The sequence below is a fragment of the Kosakonia oryziphila genome, assembly GCF_900094795.1.
In the GTDB taxonomy this organism is placed as follows: Bacteria; Pseudomonadota; Gammaproteobacteria; order Enterobacterales; family Enterobacteriaceae; genus Kosakonia; species Kosakonia oryziphila.
On record NZ_FMBC01000005.1, the window covers coordinates 39,822 to 55,924 of the forward strand.

The 16,103-nt window shown below is 53.6% G+C and carries 10 protein-coding genes and 1 pseudogene; 4 read left to right on the plus strand and 7 right to left on the minus strand.

All coding sequences use genetic code 11. The features are described from left to right. Genes wzc through GA0061070_RS03740 form a run of 3 tightly spaced genes read right to left on the minus strand, consistent with a single transcriptional unit; the run spans position 1 to position 3,763 of the window. On the minus strand, positions 1-2,169 hold the full coding sequence (gene wzc, locus GA0061070_RS03730; protein ID WP_090133760.1) for a tyrosine-protein kinase Wzc: 2,169 nt from the start codon (positions 2,167-2,169) through the stop codon (positions 1-3). 2 nt (positions 2,170-2,171) lie between these two features. Further along, positions 2,172-2,615 (minus strand): low molecular weight protein-tyrosine-phosphatase Wzb, encoded by a 444-nt coding sequence (gene wzb / locus GA0061070_RS03735; protein ID WP_090133762.1) that lies wholly within the window; start codon positions 2,613-2,615, stop codon positions 2,172-2,174. Positions 2,616-2,617: 2 nt separating this feature from the next. Beyond that, positions 2,618-3,763 (minus strand): polysaccharide export protein, encoded by a 1,146-nt coding sequence (locus GA0061070_RS03740; RefSeq protein WP_090133764.1) that lies wholly within the window; start codon positions 3,761-3,763, stop codon positions 2,618-2,620. 689 nt (positions 3,764-4,452) lie between these two features. On the opposite strand from GA0061070_RS03740, the gene GA0061070_RS03745 reads away from it, so the two are divergent. Together GA0061070_RS03745 and GA0061070_RS03750 are read left to right on the plus strand one after the other, a co-directional pair. Further along, entirely contained in the window at positions 4,453-6,036 is a 1,584-nt protein-coding gene (locus GA0061070_RS03745; RefSeq protein ID WP_090133765.1) for a TerC family protein, read from the plus strand. Positions 6,037-6,154: 118 nt separating this feature from the next. After that, positions 6,155-6,475, plus strand: a pseudogene (locus tag GA0061070_RS03750) (NUDIX hydrolase); the annotation flags it as partial. A 42-nt stretch (positions 6,476-6,517) separates the two neighbouring features. Here the strand turns inward: GA0061070_RS03750 and asmA are convergent. The 3 genes from asmA to udk form a co-directional block, all read right to left on the minus strand. Next, the gene (gene asmA / locus GA0061070_RS03755; protein ID WP_090133767.1) at positions 6,518-8,365 is read right to left on the minus strand and encodes an outer membrane assembly protein AsmA; all 1,848 of its coding nucleotides are present in this window, start codon (positions 8,363-8,365) and stop codon (positions 6,518-6,520) included. Between the two features lie 21 nt (positions 8,366-8,386). After that, entirely contained in the window at positions 8,387-8,968 is a 582-nt protein-coding gene (gene dcd, locus GA0061070_RS03760) for a dCTP deaminase (protein ID WP_090133769.1), read from the minus strand. A 230-nt stretch (positions 8,969-9,198) separates the two neighbouring features. Further along, a complete protein-coding gene (gene udk / locus GA0061070_RS03770) occupies positions 9,199-9,840 on the minus strand; it encodes a uridine kinase (protein ID WP_090133772.1) in 642 nt (213 codons plus the stop codon). A 353-nt stretch (positions 9,841-10,193) separates the two neighbouring features. On the opposite strand from udk, the gene GA0061070_RS03775 reads away from it, so the two are divergent. Next, the gene (locus GA0061070_RS03775; protein WP_090133774.1) at positions 10,194-13,523 is read left to right on the plus strand and encodes a diguanylate cyclase; all 3,330 of its coding nucleotides are present in this window, start codon (positions 10,194-10,196) and stop codon (positions 13,521-13,523) included. 142 nt (positions 13,524-13,665) lie between these two features. Here the strand turns inward: GA0061070_RS03775 and alkA are convergent, their stop codons facing one another. Beyond that, positions 13,666-14,508, minus strand: coding sequence for a DNA-3-methyladenine glycosylase 2 (gene alkA, locus GA0061070_RS03780; RefSeq protein ID WP_090133776.1), 843 nt, complete (start codon positions 14,506-14,508; stop codon positions 13,666-13,668). Between the two features lie 132 nt (positions 14,509-14,640). Here alkA and yegD point away from each other — a divergent pair, with 132 nt between their 5' ends. Beyond that, entirely contained in the window at positions 14,641-15,993 is a 1,353-nt protein-coding gene (gene yegD / locus GA0061070_RS03790) for a molecular chaperone (RefSeq protein WP_090133781.1), read from the plus strand. Positions 15,994-16,103: the final 110 nt, after the last annotated feature.

The following is a 16,103-nucleotide window of genomic DNA, read 5'->3' on the forward strand; positions in this document are numbered from 1 at the left end:
TTATTTCGAATCGGATTTGTATTCGTATTCGTAGTAGCCGTAATCCTGATAGCTGGTCGCACGGCGGAAAATCGAGTTCAGGATCACCCCCTTAACCTCAATACCGTTCTGTTCGAAGCGACTCAGGCTGGTCTGGATCTCTTTCAGGGTATTCACAGCGTAGCGAACTACCATCAGCGTGGTGCCGGCATGACGACCAACAATCGCCGCGTCCGTCACCGCCAGTATTGGCGGTGTATCGATCAGCACCAGGTCATAATGGCTGCTGGCCCATTTCATCAGTTGCGTAAAGCGTTCGCTCATCAACAGTTCGGACGGATTCGGCGGCACCAGGCCTCGCGGAACCAGATCGAAATTGCCGATGGAGGTCGGCTTGGCGCAATTCTCTACCGACCATTTTCCAGCCAGCACATCGGACAAACCGTTAATGTTGTCGGTACCCAGCAGTTCATGGGTGTAGCCTTTGCGCATATCACAGTCGATCAGCAGCACACGTTTGTTCGTCTGGCTTATCACCGCTGCGAGGTTGGCACAGACAAAGGTTTTACCGATGGAAGGACTGACCCCGGTCATCATCAACACATTATTAGTGGCCTGCATCATGGCGAAATGCAGACTGGTACGCAGACTACGCACGGCTTCAATCGCCAGATCCGTCGGGTTACCCACCGCCAACAACTGCCTCTGCTTGTAGCGCTTAACGCCTTTAACGGTTTTGACGCTATCCCGCGCTTTTTGCCATTCGGAAAGCGGGATGCTGGCATAAACGCTGATACCATGCTCTTCGAGGATCTGCGGGCTTTCCACACCGCGATTGAACAGCGAGCGCAGCAGAACGCCAACCACGGAAACAATCAGGCCAAGAATAATGCTGCCGAGAATGATCAACGCTTTCTTCGGTTTCAGCACGCCTGGCTGGGTGATCGCCGGGTCAACAATGCGTACATCACCCACGGTACTGGCCTGAGTAATCCGCAGCTCCTGCTGCTTATTCAGCAGTTGCATATAGACCTGCTGGCCGGATTCGACATCACGCGTCAGGCGAACAATTTCCTGTTGCGTTTGCGGCATGGCGGTGATGCGGTCATTCAGCTTCTCTTTTTCATCTTCCAGCGCTTTACGTTTTTCCAGCAGCGTGCGGTATGCCGGGTGAGCTTTGGTGTACAACTTGGAGATTTCCGCTTCACTGAAAGTCAGTTGGTTCAACTGCGCGTCGATGTTGACCATCGAATCGAGCACCGATTTGGCTTCCAGCGGCAGATCGACAGAGTCTTTGGTCTGCCGATAGGTGTTGAGCTTATCTTCTGCAATGTCGAGATTGTGGCGCACTTCCGGTAGCTGTTTATCAAGGAACATCAGGCTCTTCGCCGCTTCCTCGGATTTACGCTCGATATTTTGCTCAAGGTAATTACGGGTAATACTGTTCAAAATAGCGCGGATCTGATCGCGGTCTTCACCGGTATACGTCAGGCTAAGCACACCGGTATCTTTACCGTTCTCCACGACCGTCAGGTTGTTTTGCAGGTTGTTAATCATCCCCAGCGTAGAGAATTTAGTGACGGTAAATTCAGAGTCATTCGAGGCGAGAATGTCGCTCACCATCATGGTCACGCCCTGCTTGTTCAGCAACTTGCCGACTTCGCCACGTGCTTCAAAACCGCCATCGCTGGTTAACTGATACTGTTTTGGGCTTAGCACTTTAAGCGTAAAGATCTGCTGATTCATGCTGGCAGGCAAAGTAAAGGTGGTGACTTTCACCGTTTCGTCCTGCCGCCCCATCAGCCGCTCCCAGCCAGTACCAAACAGCGGAAAGGTGTTTTTCACCACAGAGATGTCGAGATCCAGATCTTCAACAGTTTTGCCCAGCACCAGACGCGACTGGATAAGCTGAATTTCTGCTTCTGACGCGGGTGGCTTGTTTGTCAGCGCACTGCTGATATCCTGCACCAGCGAACTGCCGGTGTTTTGTTCGATTTGCACCAGTGAATCGGCGCTGTAAATGGGAGTCGCAAACAGGCAGTAGACAACCGCAATCAGTGCAAACACCGAGGTGATGCCCATTACCCACCAGCGAGCTTCAATGATAGTGCCGAGCAAACGGCCAATATCAATTTCATCATTGCCCACCATCTGGGCAGCAGAATGCGAATGGTGTGTTTTCTCTGTCATTATTATCCCTGCTGAGCTTGCAATGCCTGCACCCACTGGCGGGCAGACTGGTCAAGTAAGGTGTAAACGGCTTCAAAAGCTTCACGACTTTTACGATACGGGTCGGGAATTTCTCGTTCGTTATCCCAGTGGCCAAATAACATGACTTTGCCGCGCATCTCCGGAGCAATTTCACACAGGCTAGCAATGTGGCGTTTTTCCATGACCAGAATCAGGTCACATTCGCGACACATGGCACTGGAAACCTGCCGCGCGCAATGTCCCTCCAGAGAAAGTTGATTATCTGCCGCTACGCTCACAGCGTTAGCATCCGCGCCACGTCCGACCAGCGCGCCCAGCCCTGCTGATGCCACTGTTAATCCGGGCTGGTATTTTTTCAGCAGTCGCTCTGCTGTAGGGGAACGACAAATGTTCCCCACGCAAACCACCAGAATGTTGTTGAACATAGTCATTTCAAGCTTTGAATGTCAGTAGCTGTGTTGGTCATGTAGCGAACGCCACTGATTGTCGGCAGCAACTGGTTGATAAGACGATTCCAGCGCGCCACCGGCGCAGTCGTGACGTACACCACGTCATACGGCTGGAGGCGGAAATTCGTCGCCATCACCAGCGCCGTGGCGTCAGACATATCAAGCTGGTAAATATTGGCAATTTTGCCACTTTGACCACCATCGCCGCCTTTCAACGGACGGATAACGAAGATGCCACTGGCGTTGGAACTCGTCAGATCGATACCTTCGGCCTGGCCAAGCGCTTCCGTCAGCGTCATGCCGCTGAAGTCCATTTTGAGCGTGCTCTGTTTTTTCACTTCGCCCATCACGAACACTTTCAGATCGTCATTACGCGGTACAAAGAGGATATCGCCCGGATAAAGCAGGCGGTTCTGGCTGAGGTCGCCATTCTGCATCAATGCCTGAAGCGAAATGCGCTGTTCTTTTCCCTCGTGCGTCAATACTACGTTGCGCCAGTCGGCGTTGTCGGTCAGCCCTCCCGCAGCATTGATAGCGTCCAGCACGGTAAGCGGTACGTTGGTGATCGCCTGCTGGCCGGACTTGATCACCTGGCCGGAGATATAGGCTTTTTGTGAGCGGAATGCGGCGATATTAACGTCCACCTGCGGGTCAGCAATGTACGTCGCTAAACGGCTGGTAATATCACTGCGGATCTCGGCGAGGGTTTTCCCCACCACCCGCACTTTTCCGACATAGGGATAAAACATGGTGCCATCAGGCTGCACCCAGTTGCCTGTGTCGCTGGAACTACGATATTGACCCGCTGGCGTGGTTAATTCCGGGTGATCCCAGACGGTGACATTCAATACATCCCCTGGCCCTACACGATACTGGTAAGCCGCAATTTCGTTGTCGAGCGACATATTTGGCTGAGCAACATTAACGCGCGGGCGCAATTGTTCAATCAGACGCGGTGTTAAAGGATAAACATTCACCATGCGGTCTAAATCAAAGTCTGCATCCTGCTGTTTAATCACATCCTTTCCCATCGTAGTCATATTGCTACCGGGGAAAACAGTGCAGCCACTCATCAAGCTTATGGACACCAATAATGGCATCAATTTCATTTGAGATTTCATCATTGATTAATTATCACTTTGGCAGAGTAATTATCCTGTGCGATTTATATAAGCGCTCAAGCTGAACACAGAATCAGAATGCAGTTAATTACGAAAGAATATAACTGGCATCAATCCTAAAAAGCGTTTATTCAACCACATGCGATTACAGAATAATCCAGGCTGATTGACATACCCACAGGCACGCTACCGCCCCTGGCTTTCAGTTACCAATTCACTGGACATCTCTAACTCATTGATAGTTATCCCTTACAGGCCTTAAGGTTGCAATGGACCGCAGACCAGAAAAAAGACGGCAGGAATCGAACTTGTAACGAATAACGATGACGAAAATAACATCGTTAGTATATTTGAGTGATGCAGGAAGAATTGTTGCAGCTAAGCGAATAGCAGGCAAGGCACCAGCCCTGATAAACTTCTTTTTAAGAATAAGTTTAAGAACAAACTTTTCGAATTTTAAGATTAACCGGATATTGACAATTTTTATATGTGGATTTACTTATGCGGAATATCCTAATTTGCTAATTTTTTCCTTATAATTAATCACAGTAACAATAAGGGAATTGAATTTATACATATTGCACACATCCAATAAATTAAGAATAATCGCAAGCTGGCATTGCAATTTTATCCAGCTTTATCCATGATCGTACGGTGACAATTGTCATATCACAGAAGGTATTACGTTTACGATGGAATGGATTGCCGATCCATCAATCTGGGCCGGGCTGGTCACGCTGGTAGTGATCGAGCTGGTACTCGGTATTGATAACCTGGTGTTTATTGCGATTCTTGCGGAGAAATTGCCAACGGCGCAGCGTGATCGCGCCCGTGTTACCGGGCTGTTGCTGGCGATGTTGATGCGGTTGCTTTTGCTGGCCTCAATCTCCTGGCTGGTAACACTCACCACTCCTTTATTTACAGTGCGCGGTTTAAGCTTCAGCGCGCGCGATCTGATTATGCTGCTCGGTGGCCTGTTTCTGCTGTTTAAAGCGACGGTGGAACTTAATGAGCGCCTTGAAGGCAAAGACAGCGACAATCCAACACAGCGGCGTGGTGCGAAGTTCGGGGCCGTGGTCGCCCAGATCGTGGTGCTGGATGCAGTCTTCTCGCTCGACTCGGTGATCACTGCCGTTGGCATGGTTGACCACCTGGCCGTCATGATGGCCGCCGTGGTGATAGCCATTACCCTGATGCTGCTGGCCAGCAAATCCCTGACACGCTTTGTTAACAGCCACCCAACGATTGTTATTCTCTGTCTCAGTTTCCTGCTGATGATTGGTTTTAGCCTGGTAGCCGATGGTTTTGGTTTCCATATACCGAAGGGCTATCTGTACGCCGCAATTGGTTTCTCGGTGATGATAGAAGCGCTGAACCAGTTGGCTATCTTTAATCGCCGCCGTTTCCTTTTCGCCAACCAGACACTACGTCAGCGTACAACAGAGACGGTGATGCGCCTGCTCAGCGGGCGGAAAGAGGATGCTGAACTGGATGCCGATACCGCCTCAATGTTGCGCAACAGCGACGACAGCCAGATCTTTAATTTGCAGGAGCGGCGCATGATTGAGCGGGTGTTGAACCTCAATCAGCGCTCGGTTAGCAGCATCATGACGTCGCGCCACGATATTGAACATATCGATCTCAGCGCGCCCGAACCAGAGATCCGCGCTCTGTTGGATAAAAACCAACATACGCGCGTGGTGGTTACGGGTGGCGATGCTGAAGAGGATTTGCTCGGCGTCGTCCATGTGCTCGATCTGCTGCAACAATCCCTGCGCGGTGAACCGCTGGATCTGAAGGTGCTGATCCGCCAGCCGCTGGTGTTTCCGGAAACACTGCCTTTGTTGCAGGCGCTGGAGCAGTTTCGTAATGCCCGCACCCACTTCGCTTTCGTGGTCGATGAATTTGGATCGGTGGAAGGTATTGTCACTCTCAGCGACGTGATGGAAACCATCGCCGGGAATCTGCCGAATGAAGTGGAAGAGATCGATGCCCGCCACGATATCCAGAAAAACAGCGATGGCAGTTGGACGGCCAATGGCCATATGCCGCTGGAGGATCTGGTGCAGTACATCACGCTGCCGCTGGATGAGAAGCGCGACTACCACACCATTGCTGGCCTGCTGATGGAGTACCTGCAACGGATCCCCAAACCTGGCGAAGAGGTACAGGTGGGCGATGTTCTGCTGAAAACGCTGGAAGTTGAGAGCCACCGCGTGCATAAAGTGCAGCTCATCCCGTTGACGCGTGACGAAGATCCTGACTACGAAGTATAAATGGCTATGCTTTAACCACCGTCAATCCACGGTGGTTAAATGGGACCAGCAATCTCTTGCGGGAAATAAGGAATCAGTTCAGAGGTTGTCGTACCGCCATCAATCATAACAACCTGCCCTGCTGAACGAGCTTGAGCCTGAAGAGCGCATTCGTCACGAAGCAGAAGAAGAGACCGGCTATCGGCTGGAACAAGTGCAGAAAGTATTCGCGGCGTGGATGAGCCCCGGCTCTGTCAGCGAGAAACTGCACTTTGTTATTGCTGAATATGATGACAGCAAACGCACCGGAAACGGCGGCGGCGTGATCGAAGAGGGAGAGGATATTGAAGTGGTTGAGATGGATTTTGCCAGCGCACTGGCGGCAATCCGTACGGGCGATATCGCGGATGGCAAAACCATTATGCTGCTGCAACATCTGGCGCGGGAAGGCATTTTATAGCCCGACAGCGCCGTTGCTTATCCGGCCAAACTGGCCGGATAGTTACATCTTCTCAAGCAGCTTTTTCAGATCCTTGCTGTTTTGCGAATCTTTATTACGCTCAGCCCAGTCATTGAGACGACGTTTAGCTTCGTCCTGCAAATGTTTACGCAACACCTGATCCACTTGCAAGCTGTAATTAAGAGTCTGCCATTTACCGTAAACGCGCAGGGGGATCGGCGTCGCTTTCAGGAAATCGATCAGCGCACTATCACCTTCCCAACCTTCCAGCACCCGGACACTGAAGCGCATATCTGCCTGCTTCTGCACCAGATCCATCTCACCTTCCCCGGAGAGTGCCAACAGCGCGGAGCTGCCCTGCATATCGCTGAAAGTCATCAACCCGTTATCCAGTGACAGCTCTGAGCTAAAATTATCCAGCCGGGTGGCGTTGTCGAAATTATCTTTCGCCTGCACGTCGCTGCTGCGCTCCACCGCCTGTTGTACCAGTTGCTGGAAGTTAAGCCCTTCCGCACGGCTGTTTTTCAGATCGATGTGCGCATCTCCCTGCCAGTTTCGGCGAAAAGACTCTGCATTGATATCCGGACCGCTGAAATCGCCCGCCATTGTCAGGCTGCCGGTCAGCGCAATCGGGTAGTTAAACGCTTTGAGAATGTTGCCAATCTCAACGCCCTCCAGCCGCGGCTGGAATTCAGCATGAGCCTGCCTGCCACGCACATCCAGCGTACCGGGCAATGAGATTTGCCCGCTCCCCATTTTGCCCTGCAACGTCGGGATAGCCAGCAAACCGGCATTATTGTTGAACTGGCCGCTGACATCGACAAACTGCATACCACGCCAGCGCACGTTTTTCGCCGTGATGCCGATTTGCGCCGTGAAACCGCGCAGTGCGTTGTACCGCGGCATATCTGCCCCACTGGAAATAACCGGGCGCGGCAGGCGGTTTTGTTCCTGCCCCTGTGGCGTCACGCCGTCGCCGCTCAGCGTGACTTCCGGCGGCAGCAAGTTATCCAGATTGAGATTATCGAACTGCATATCGAGCGCCCAGACTGGCTGCGTACCAAATGTTACGCTTCCCTTGCCGGTAACGGCACTGTCATTTGCACTGAGGCTGACATCATTCAACGTCAGCCGCTGCGTCGCGGCTTGCCACTGTGCTTGCAGTTGGCCCGCGCCGCTAATACCCTTCGGCAGCGTATCGCCACCCTGAAGCTGCCACTGCAATTTATCGATAGCGGCGCTGAGATTACGCGGATAATCACGAGCATCCACTTTCGCGCTGAATGAAAGCGTCAGGTCGCGCTGATTGCGGTTAATCCGCCCCGAGAAATCCAGCGTCGCCTGATATTGCGCCCCCTGCTCCATTTGCAGACGAATATCGCGTACCGTCACCGGTTCATCATTAGCGCGCTGGAAAACCAACAGGCTATCGGCAACCTGTAAACGGGCAATATCCCATGACCAGCCGTGATCCGGTTCCACCAGCGGAAGTGAGTTGCCATGCGGTGCCACCGGCGCATTTTTTTCCGGTGCCGCTTCACTTTGCGGAATAAGCTGGATCACCGCACCCTTCAGCATCACTTGTCTCACCTGTAACTGGTGCGACAGCAACGGCCACAGGCTGACATCAAGACGCATATTATCGGCTTTCACCACCGGCATTTCCGCGCCGGGGGCCGTCAACGTGACGCGGCCAGAGAGGATGCTAAGCTGCGGCCAGACGTGCCAGCGCAACGGACCATCAAGCTGTAGCTGATAGCCGCTCCTCGCCTCCACCTGGCGCACCATGTAAGCGCGAAAATCGTTCGGATTGACCAATAACACTAATGCCGAAAGGCCAGCAACCAGCACGACCAACAAAATCATCAGTGTTGTTAACGCTCTTCTCATCACATCCTCAATGGAGATCAGTCAGTCTTTATCAATGCGGCTGGCGACCGCGCCTTGCTGATCGCGATACTTCGCATCTTCACGTCGGTTATAAGGACGATCGGCCGGCCCGGAGAGCGGCTCAAAGCTCAGGGCGCCAATCAGCATGCCCGGGCGCAGCGCCAGCGGCAGCTTGCCTGAATTATAGAACTCCAGCACGATACAGCCTGACCAGCCGGGATCGATACGATGCGCGGTCACGTGTACCATCAATCCCAGACGCGCCAGTGAAGAGCGCCCGTCCAGCCAGCCGACCAGATCGGCAGGCAATGTAACAGATTCATAGGTCACTGCCAGCGCCAGCTCGCCCGGATGCAGGAAAAACGCCTCGCCTTCATCGAGCACAATCTCGTCGCTCATTACCCGGTCAAGCGCCGCGCTGACTTCATGCTTAGGGCCGCTGAGATCGATAAACGCCGCCGTATGTCCGCTGAAAGTGCGGAATTTATTGCCAAGGCGGACATCCACCGTCGCCCCGTTAATCCGTTCTACCGGCGGACGCGGGTTAATAGCAAGCCGACCGTCATCCAGCCAGGCTTCAATATCGCGGTCACAAAGACGCATGGCGCATTCTCCTTAATAGTGCGGCACGCCCCTGAGAAGATCAGGGGCCGGACTTAGAACCTATCTCATTAGGCTATTTTATTTGCTGGTTTGGCCCTGGGCAGTGCTCAAAATCCTCACGTACTACGTGTACGCTCCGGTTTTTCCGCGCGGTCCGTGTCCAAACCACCGGCAACAATTACGCCTGCTGGGATAGGCTCTTAACACTCAGTGCCATAGACTAACATGTATTATTCAAAAAACTGGCTGATTTTGGCTTTCAGGATATCAATGGCGATGCGGTTTTTACCTCCACGCGGCACGATGATATCGGCATATTGCTTTGAGGGTTCAATAAATTGCAGGAACATCGGACGCACAGTTTTTTGATATTGCGCCATCACCGAGTCCATTGAACGGCCTCGCTCGTTAACGTCGCGCTTGATACGGCGCATCAGGCAGATATCCAGCGGCGTATCAACGAAAATGGAGAAATTCATCGCATCGCGCAGGCGTGAATCAGTCAACAACAGGATCCCTTCCAGGATAATCACTTTTTTCGCTTCAATGCGGATAGTTTCTTTGGTACGCGTATGTTCCACATAGCTGTACACCGGTAACTCAATGGATTCGCCGCGCTTGAGCGACTCTAAATGCTGGAATAACAGACTATGATCCATCGCACTGGGGTGGTCATAGTTGGTTTTTACACGCTCTTCCATAGACAGATGGCTTTGATCTTTGTAGTAACTATCTTCTGGAATAACGCCAATGTGTTCATCACCCACCTGCTCGCGCAGTTCACGATACAATGTGCTGGCGATAAGACTTTTACCTGAAGCAGATGCGCCGGCGATACCGATGATGACGCACTGATGAGACTGATCAGTCATAAATTTAGCGACCTGATTAACCTGGATGTAAAGGAAGGACGACGCCAAAGCGTCAAACGCGGCAATTATAGGGATTTCACTGGCGTGATACCAGCCGAATCCTTAGCGGGAACAGGGGCGGCAAAAAGCCGCTCACTTTTGCCCCTCTGGCTGACCAGTCACACCGTAAAACGCGTAAAACTAACCCGGCTGATGCGTTTTCATTACTCACTAAGTAATTAATAACATTATGGTGTCAAATTATGAGTGCCCGGCATAGGAATTGTAAATTGTTTGTACTAGCATAATCCAAAATTCAAATTTTACTCTCCGGACGCGGTTCCGGACGTCACAGGGTTGCGGATAAAGCGGTAATGAAGAAACAACACCAACGCGTTTTGGTTACCACCCCACATCCTGGGCTGCGGCTTGTCAGTTTAGGGCTGCTCTCTTTCATTTTTACGCTCTTCTCACTGGAGCTTATCCGTTTCGGCACTGTTATCGCGCCGCTTTGGTTTCCCACCGCCATCATTACGGTGGGATTTTACCGCCACGCCGGGCGGATGTGGCCGGGCATCGCGCTGGCCTGCGTGCTGGGCAATATAGCGGCGACGGTAATGCTCTCATCGGCCAGCCAGATCGATCTACGTTACCCCGTCGTCAATGTTATTGAGGCCGCAATAGGCGCGGTGCTGCTGCGTAAACTATTGCCCTGGTATAACCCGCTGCAAAACCTCGGCGACTGGCTGCGTCTGGCGATCGGCAGCGCGCTGATCCCTCCGCTGATCGGCGGCGTGCTGATCTGTCTGTTGACGTCTGCCGACAATGCTCTGCGTACCTTTCTTATCTGGGTGCTGTCCGAATCTATCGGCGCACTGGCAGTGGTGCCGCTCGGTCTGCTGTTTAAACCGCACTACCTGTTGCGTCACCGTAAACCGCAGCTACTGCTGGAAACGCTTGCAACGCTCTCTGTCACACTCGGATTAAGCTGGCTGGCGCTGCATTACCTGCCGTGGCCGTTTACTGCGGTAATTGTACTGCTAATGTGGAGCGCAGTGCGTCTGCCACGGGTTGAAGCCTTTCTCGTCTTTCTGATTACCATCATGATGGTCTCGCTGATGATTGCGCATAACCCCACCCTTACCACCATGCCAAAAAACAACGTGATGATAAACGCGCAATGGCTGCCGTTCCTGATGATCCTGCTGCCAGTGAACGTCATGACTATGGTGATGTACGCCTTTCGCGCCGAGCGCAAACACATTATCGAAAGCGAAGAGCGTTTTCGAAATGCGATGGAGTATTCCGCCATCGGGATGGCGCTGGTGGGCACCGAAGGGCAGTGGTTACAGACCAACAAAGCGTTATGCCAGTTTCTGGGTTACAGCCAGGAGGAGCTACAGCAGATGACCTTCCAGCAGCTCACCTGCCCGGAAGATTTAAATAGCGATCTGGAACAGCTTGAGCAACTGGTGCGCGGCGATATCTCTGCTTACTCCATGGAAAAACGCTATTACACGCGCAGCGGTGAGCTGGTATGGGCGCTGATAGCGGTTTCCGTTGTTCACCACACGGATGGCACCCCGCTCTACTTTATCGTCCAGGTTGAAGACATTAACGATCTAAAGCAGACCGAATGGGTCAACAAACGCCTGATGGAGCGCATCACGCTGGCGAACGAGGCGGGCGGGATTGGCATCTGGGAGTGGGAGCTTGAGACGGACATTATCAGTTGGGACAAGCGCATGTTCGAGATGTACGAAGTGCCTCCCCACACGAAACCGACATGGCAATTGTGGTACGAACGCGTGCTGCCGGAAGACAGACCGGAAACCGAACGCATTATCCGCAACGCGCTGGTGGCGCGCATGGCTTTCAAACTGGAGTTCCGCATTAGCGTCAAAGGCGGTATTCGCCATATTCGCACGCTGGCAAACCGTGTGCTGAATAAGCATGGCGAAGTTGAACGCCTGCTCGGCGTCAATATGGACATGACGGAAGTTAAGCAGCTGAACGACGCGCTATTTCAGGAAAAAGAACGCCTGCACATTACCCTGGACTCCATCGGCGAAGCGGTGCTGTGTACCGATGTGGATATGAACGTCACCTTTATGAACCCGGTGGCGGAGAAAATGAGCGGATGGGCGCAGGAACAGGCTATCGGCCAGCCGTTGCTGACGGTACTGCGCATTACTTTTGGTGATAATGGCCCGGCGATGGAAAACATTCACAGCAGTGATATGTCTCGCTCGACCATTGAACAGGATGTGGTGCTGCACTGCCGCACCGGCGGCTACTTCGACATTCACTACAGCATAACGCCGCTCAGCACACTGGATGGGCAACATATCGGCTCGGTACTGGTGATTCAGGATGTAACGGAATCCCGAAAAATGCTGCGGCAGCTAAGTTACAGCGCTTCGCATGATGCGCTGACCAATCTGGCGAACCGGGTCAGTTTTGAAAACCATCTCAAACGCCTGCTGCTAACAGTGCAGGAATTCCACCAGCGTCATGCGTTGGTGTTTATCGATCTTGATCGCTTTAAAGCCGTTAACGATTCAGCCGGGCACGCGGCGGGAGACGCCCTGCTGCGCGAGATCGCGTCGCTGATGCTCAGCATGTTGCGGTCGACCGATATTCTTGCCCGCCTTGGCGGCGATGAGTTCGGTTTACTGCTGCCCGACTGTAATGTCGAGAGCGCGCGCTATATTTCTGGCCGTATCGTTGAAGCCATCAATGCCTACCGCTTCATGTGGGAAGGCCGTTTGCACCATATCGGCGCCAGCGCCGGAATTTCGTTGATTGATGAAACCAACTGTCAGGCTTCAGAAGTGATGTCGCAGGCGGATATCGCCTGCTACTCCTCCAAAAATAGCGGGCGCGGGATCGTAACAGTGTACGAACCGCAGCAAGGCGAGATGCAGCATGAGCGCAGCATGATGTCGCTGGATGAACAGTGGCATATGATCAAAGATAACCCTCTGCTGCTGATTGCCCGCGGCGTGGCGTCGCCGCGCGTGCCGGCGGCCTGCAACTTCTGGCTACTCTCGCTGCGTTTGTGGACCAGCGAAGGCGAAATAATGGAAGAGGACGCTTTCCGTTCTGGCCTTAGCGAACCAGAACTGCTCCGCGCGCTCGACCGCCGCATATTCCATGAGTTTTTCAGTAACCACGCCACTGCTGTTGCCGGTAAAGGGTTCGGTATTGCCCTGCCGCTTTCCGTGGCCGGGCTCTCCAGCACAACGCTGGTGAATGAACTGCTCAATCTGCTGGAAAGCGGCCCACTATCCGCCCGGCTGTTGCATCTTGTGGTGCACGCTGATGCACTGATGCGTGAAGACAGCATCCTTCTCGACAATCTGGCGCGGCTGCGCCAGACAGGTTGCCGCATTATTCTCAGCCGTATCGGGAACGATCTGGATATCTTTAACCATCTGGGCCCGAACATGGCCGATTACCTGATGCTCGACCCGGTACTGGTTACCAACGTTCACGGTAATCTGATGGACGAGATGATGGTGACCATTATTCAGGGCCACGCCCAGCGCCTTGGCATGAAGAGCATCGCCGGGCCGACCAATCTGCCGCTCATGATGGATACCCTTTCCGGCATCGGCATCGATATGATTTATGGCGACATTATTTCACAGGCTCAGCCGCTGGATTTGATGCTGAACATCAGTTATTTCGCCATCAACTGACCAGCGAATGGCTGCGGCCTGCGCGGGGAAAACGGAGCGTACACGTAGCCATACAGGCATGATGCTGCGTGAGTCTGGTACTTAATTACCTGATGTCGGCGTTGCCTTATCTGGCAGACAAATGCACTGATACCACCAGGCATCACACTTCGGGCGCCCACCCTGCCGTATACCAGATATGCAACAGCGCATAGGAACGCCACGGCTGCCAGCGTTCAGCATAGCGCCGCGTCTGCGCAGGTGTCATCCCGGCAAAGCGCTGCTTAATCAGATAATCGTCGGGTAGAAAAATATCTTTCGCCTGCCAGCCGCGCAAGGCAAAGTAGCTGGCAGTCCAGCGGCCGATACCGGGGAAGGTTTGCAAGGCTTTCACCCCCTGCTCTACATCTGGCGGTGCCGTCAGCGGCAGCACACCGTCGCAAGCGGCCTGCGCCAGGTATAACAGCGATTCAGCGCGTTTGCGCGGCATGCCGAGCGTCTGTAAATCCCCGGCACGCGCCGCAGAGAGCTGCTGCGGTGTGGGAAAACAGATAAAACCGCGCTCATCCAGCGTATCGCCATAACGCTGTGCGACCTTTGCTGTCAGCTTTGCCGCCATAGCCACGCTGACTAGTTGGCCTAAAATCGCCCGCACGCCCTGCTCAAACGGATCAACACATCCCGGCAGGCGCAACCCTGGTCGCGCGGCGCCCAGCGTACCCAGAGCTGTGGTCACTTCCTGCGGATTGCAGTCGAGATCAAACAAGCAGCGGATCCGTTGCAGGCACAATTCTGCAATCGGCTGTAAACCTTCGCTAAGCGTGACCTTCAGCGTCGCGCTCGCCTCATCCGGTTCGGCGATAATCAGCCCGCGATGCGGGCCTGAGGAAAAGGAACGCACATAGCGTGTTGTATCAATCTCTTCAACGCCCGCCACGGCGCGATCGCCTAAAAATTCCAACATCCAGGCCCAGTCGTAAGGCGGCTGCCAGCGCAGTTCGTACATAGTTGCTCCTCATTTGCTGCTAACAGCATAAACGGCCTCGGGATTTTCCGCCTTGCTTTCATATTCCGGTTGTCGCCCGGGCCGCATTCGGCTAAAGTCGCCCCCCTTCTTCACTGGCATGGGGATAACAACGTGTTTGTAGGTTTTGATTACGGGACAGCAAACTGCTCAATTGCAGTAATGCGCGATGGCGCGCCACATCTGCTGACCATGGAAAATAACAGTTCGCTGCTGCCATCTATGCTCTGCGCGCCGACGCGCGAAGCCGTCAGCGAATGGCTCTATCGTCACCATCAGGTTCCGGCAACGGGGAGCGAAACCCAGGCCCTGCTGCGCCGGGCGGTGAGCTTTAACCGTGAGGAAGATATAGAGGTCAATGCCACCAGCGTGCAGTTTGGCCTCGCCTCGCTGCGTCAGTATGTGAGCGATCCTGAAGAGGTTTACTTCGTTAAATCGCCGAAATCCTTCCTTGGCGCCAACGGTCTGAAACCGCAGCAGATTGCCCTGTTCGAGGATCTGGTCTGCGCCATGATGCTACATATTCGCCAACAGGCTGAAACGCAACTGCCAGAAAGCATCAACCAGGCGGTCATTGGTCGGCCGATCAACTTCCAGGGACTTGGCGGCGATGATGCCAACGCCCAGGCACAGGGGATCCTTGAGCGCGCAGCGAAACGCGCCGGTTTCCGCGACGTGGTGTTTCAGTACGAGCCAGTAGCTGCTGGGCTCGATTTTGAAGCCACGCTAAACGAAGAGAAACGCGTACTGGTGGTGGATATCGGCGGTGGAACAACAGACTGCTCCATTCTGCTAATGGGCCCAGAATGGCGCGCCAGACAGGATCGCGCAGCCAGCCTCCTCGGCCATAGCGGTTGCCGTGTTGGCGGTAACGATCTGGATATCGCACTGGCGTTTAAAAGTCTGATGCCCCTGCTTGGTATGGGCGGCCAGACGGAAAAAGGCATCGCCCTGCCGATTCTGCCATGGTGGAACGCGGTGGCGATCAACGATGTGCCGGCGCAAACCGAATTTTACAGCGCAGCTAATGGCCGTCTGCTCAACGATCTGCTGCGCGACGCCCGCGACGCAGAAAAAGTCGCCCTGCTGCTGAAAGTGTGGCGGCAGCGCCTGAGCTACCGGCTGGTACGCAGCGCCGAAGAGAGCAAAATAGCCCTCTCAGAAGAAGCGCATATCACCGCACCGTTGCCATTTATCAGCGACGAGCTTGCCACCGCAATCACCCAGGACACCCTGGAAGTGGCGCTCAATCAACCGCTACAGCGCATTATTGAGCAGGTGCAACTGGCGCTGGAAAATAGCAACGAAACGCCGGAAGTGATCTATCTGACTGGCGGTAGCGCCCGCTCCCCCATCATCAAAAAAGCGCTGGCAGAAACGCTACCGGGGATCCCGATTGCGGGAGGCGATGATTTTGGCTCTGTTACCGCCGGGCTTGCCCGTTGGGCGCAGGTGCTGTTTCGCTAATATTTTGCCGGATGAGCAACATCCGGCATTATTTTCCTCTCCATATTGCCCCTAATGCAAATATCTATCCCACTCGACGTTTCTAAACAGTGTTTCATATTTCCTCCATT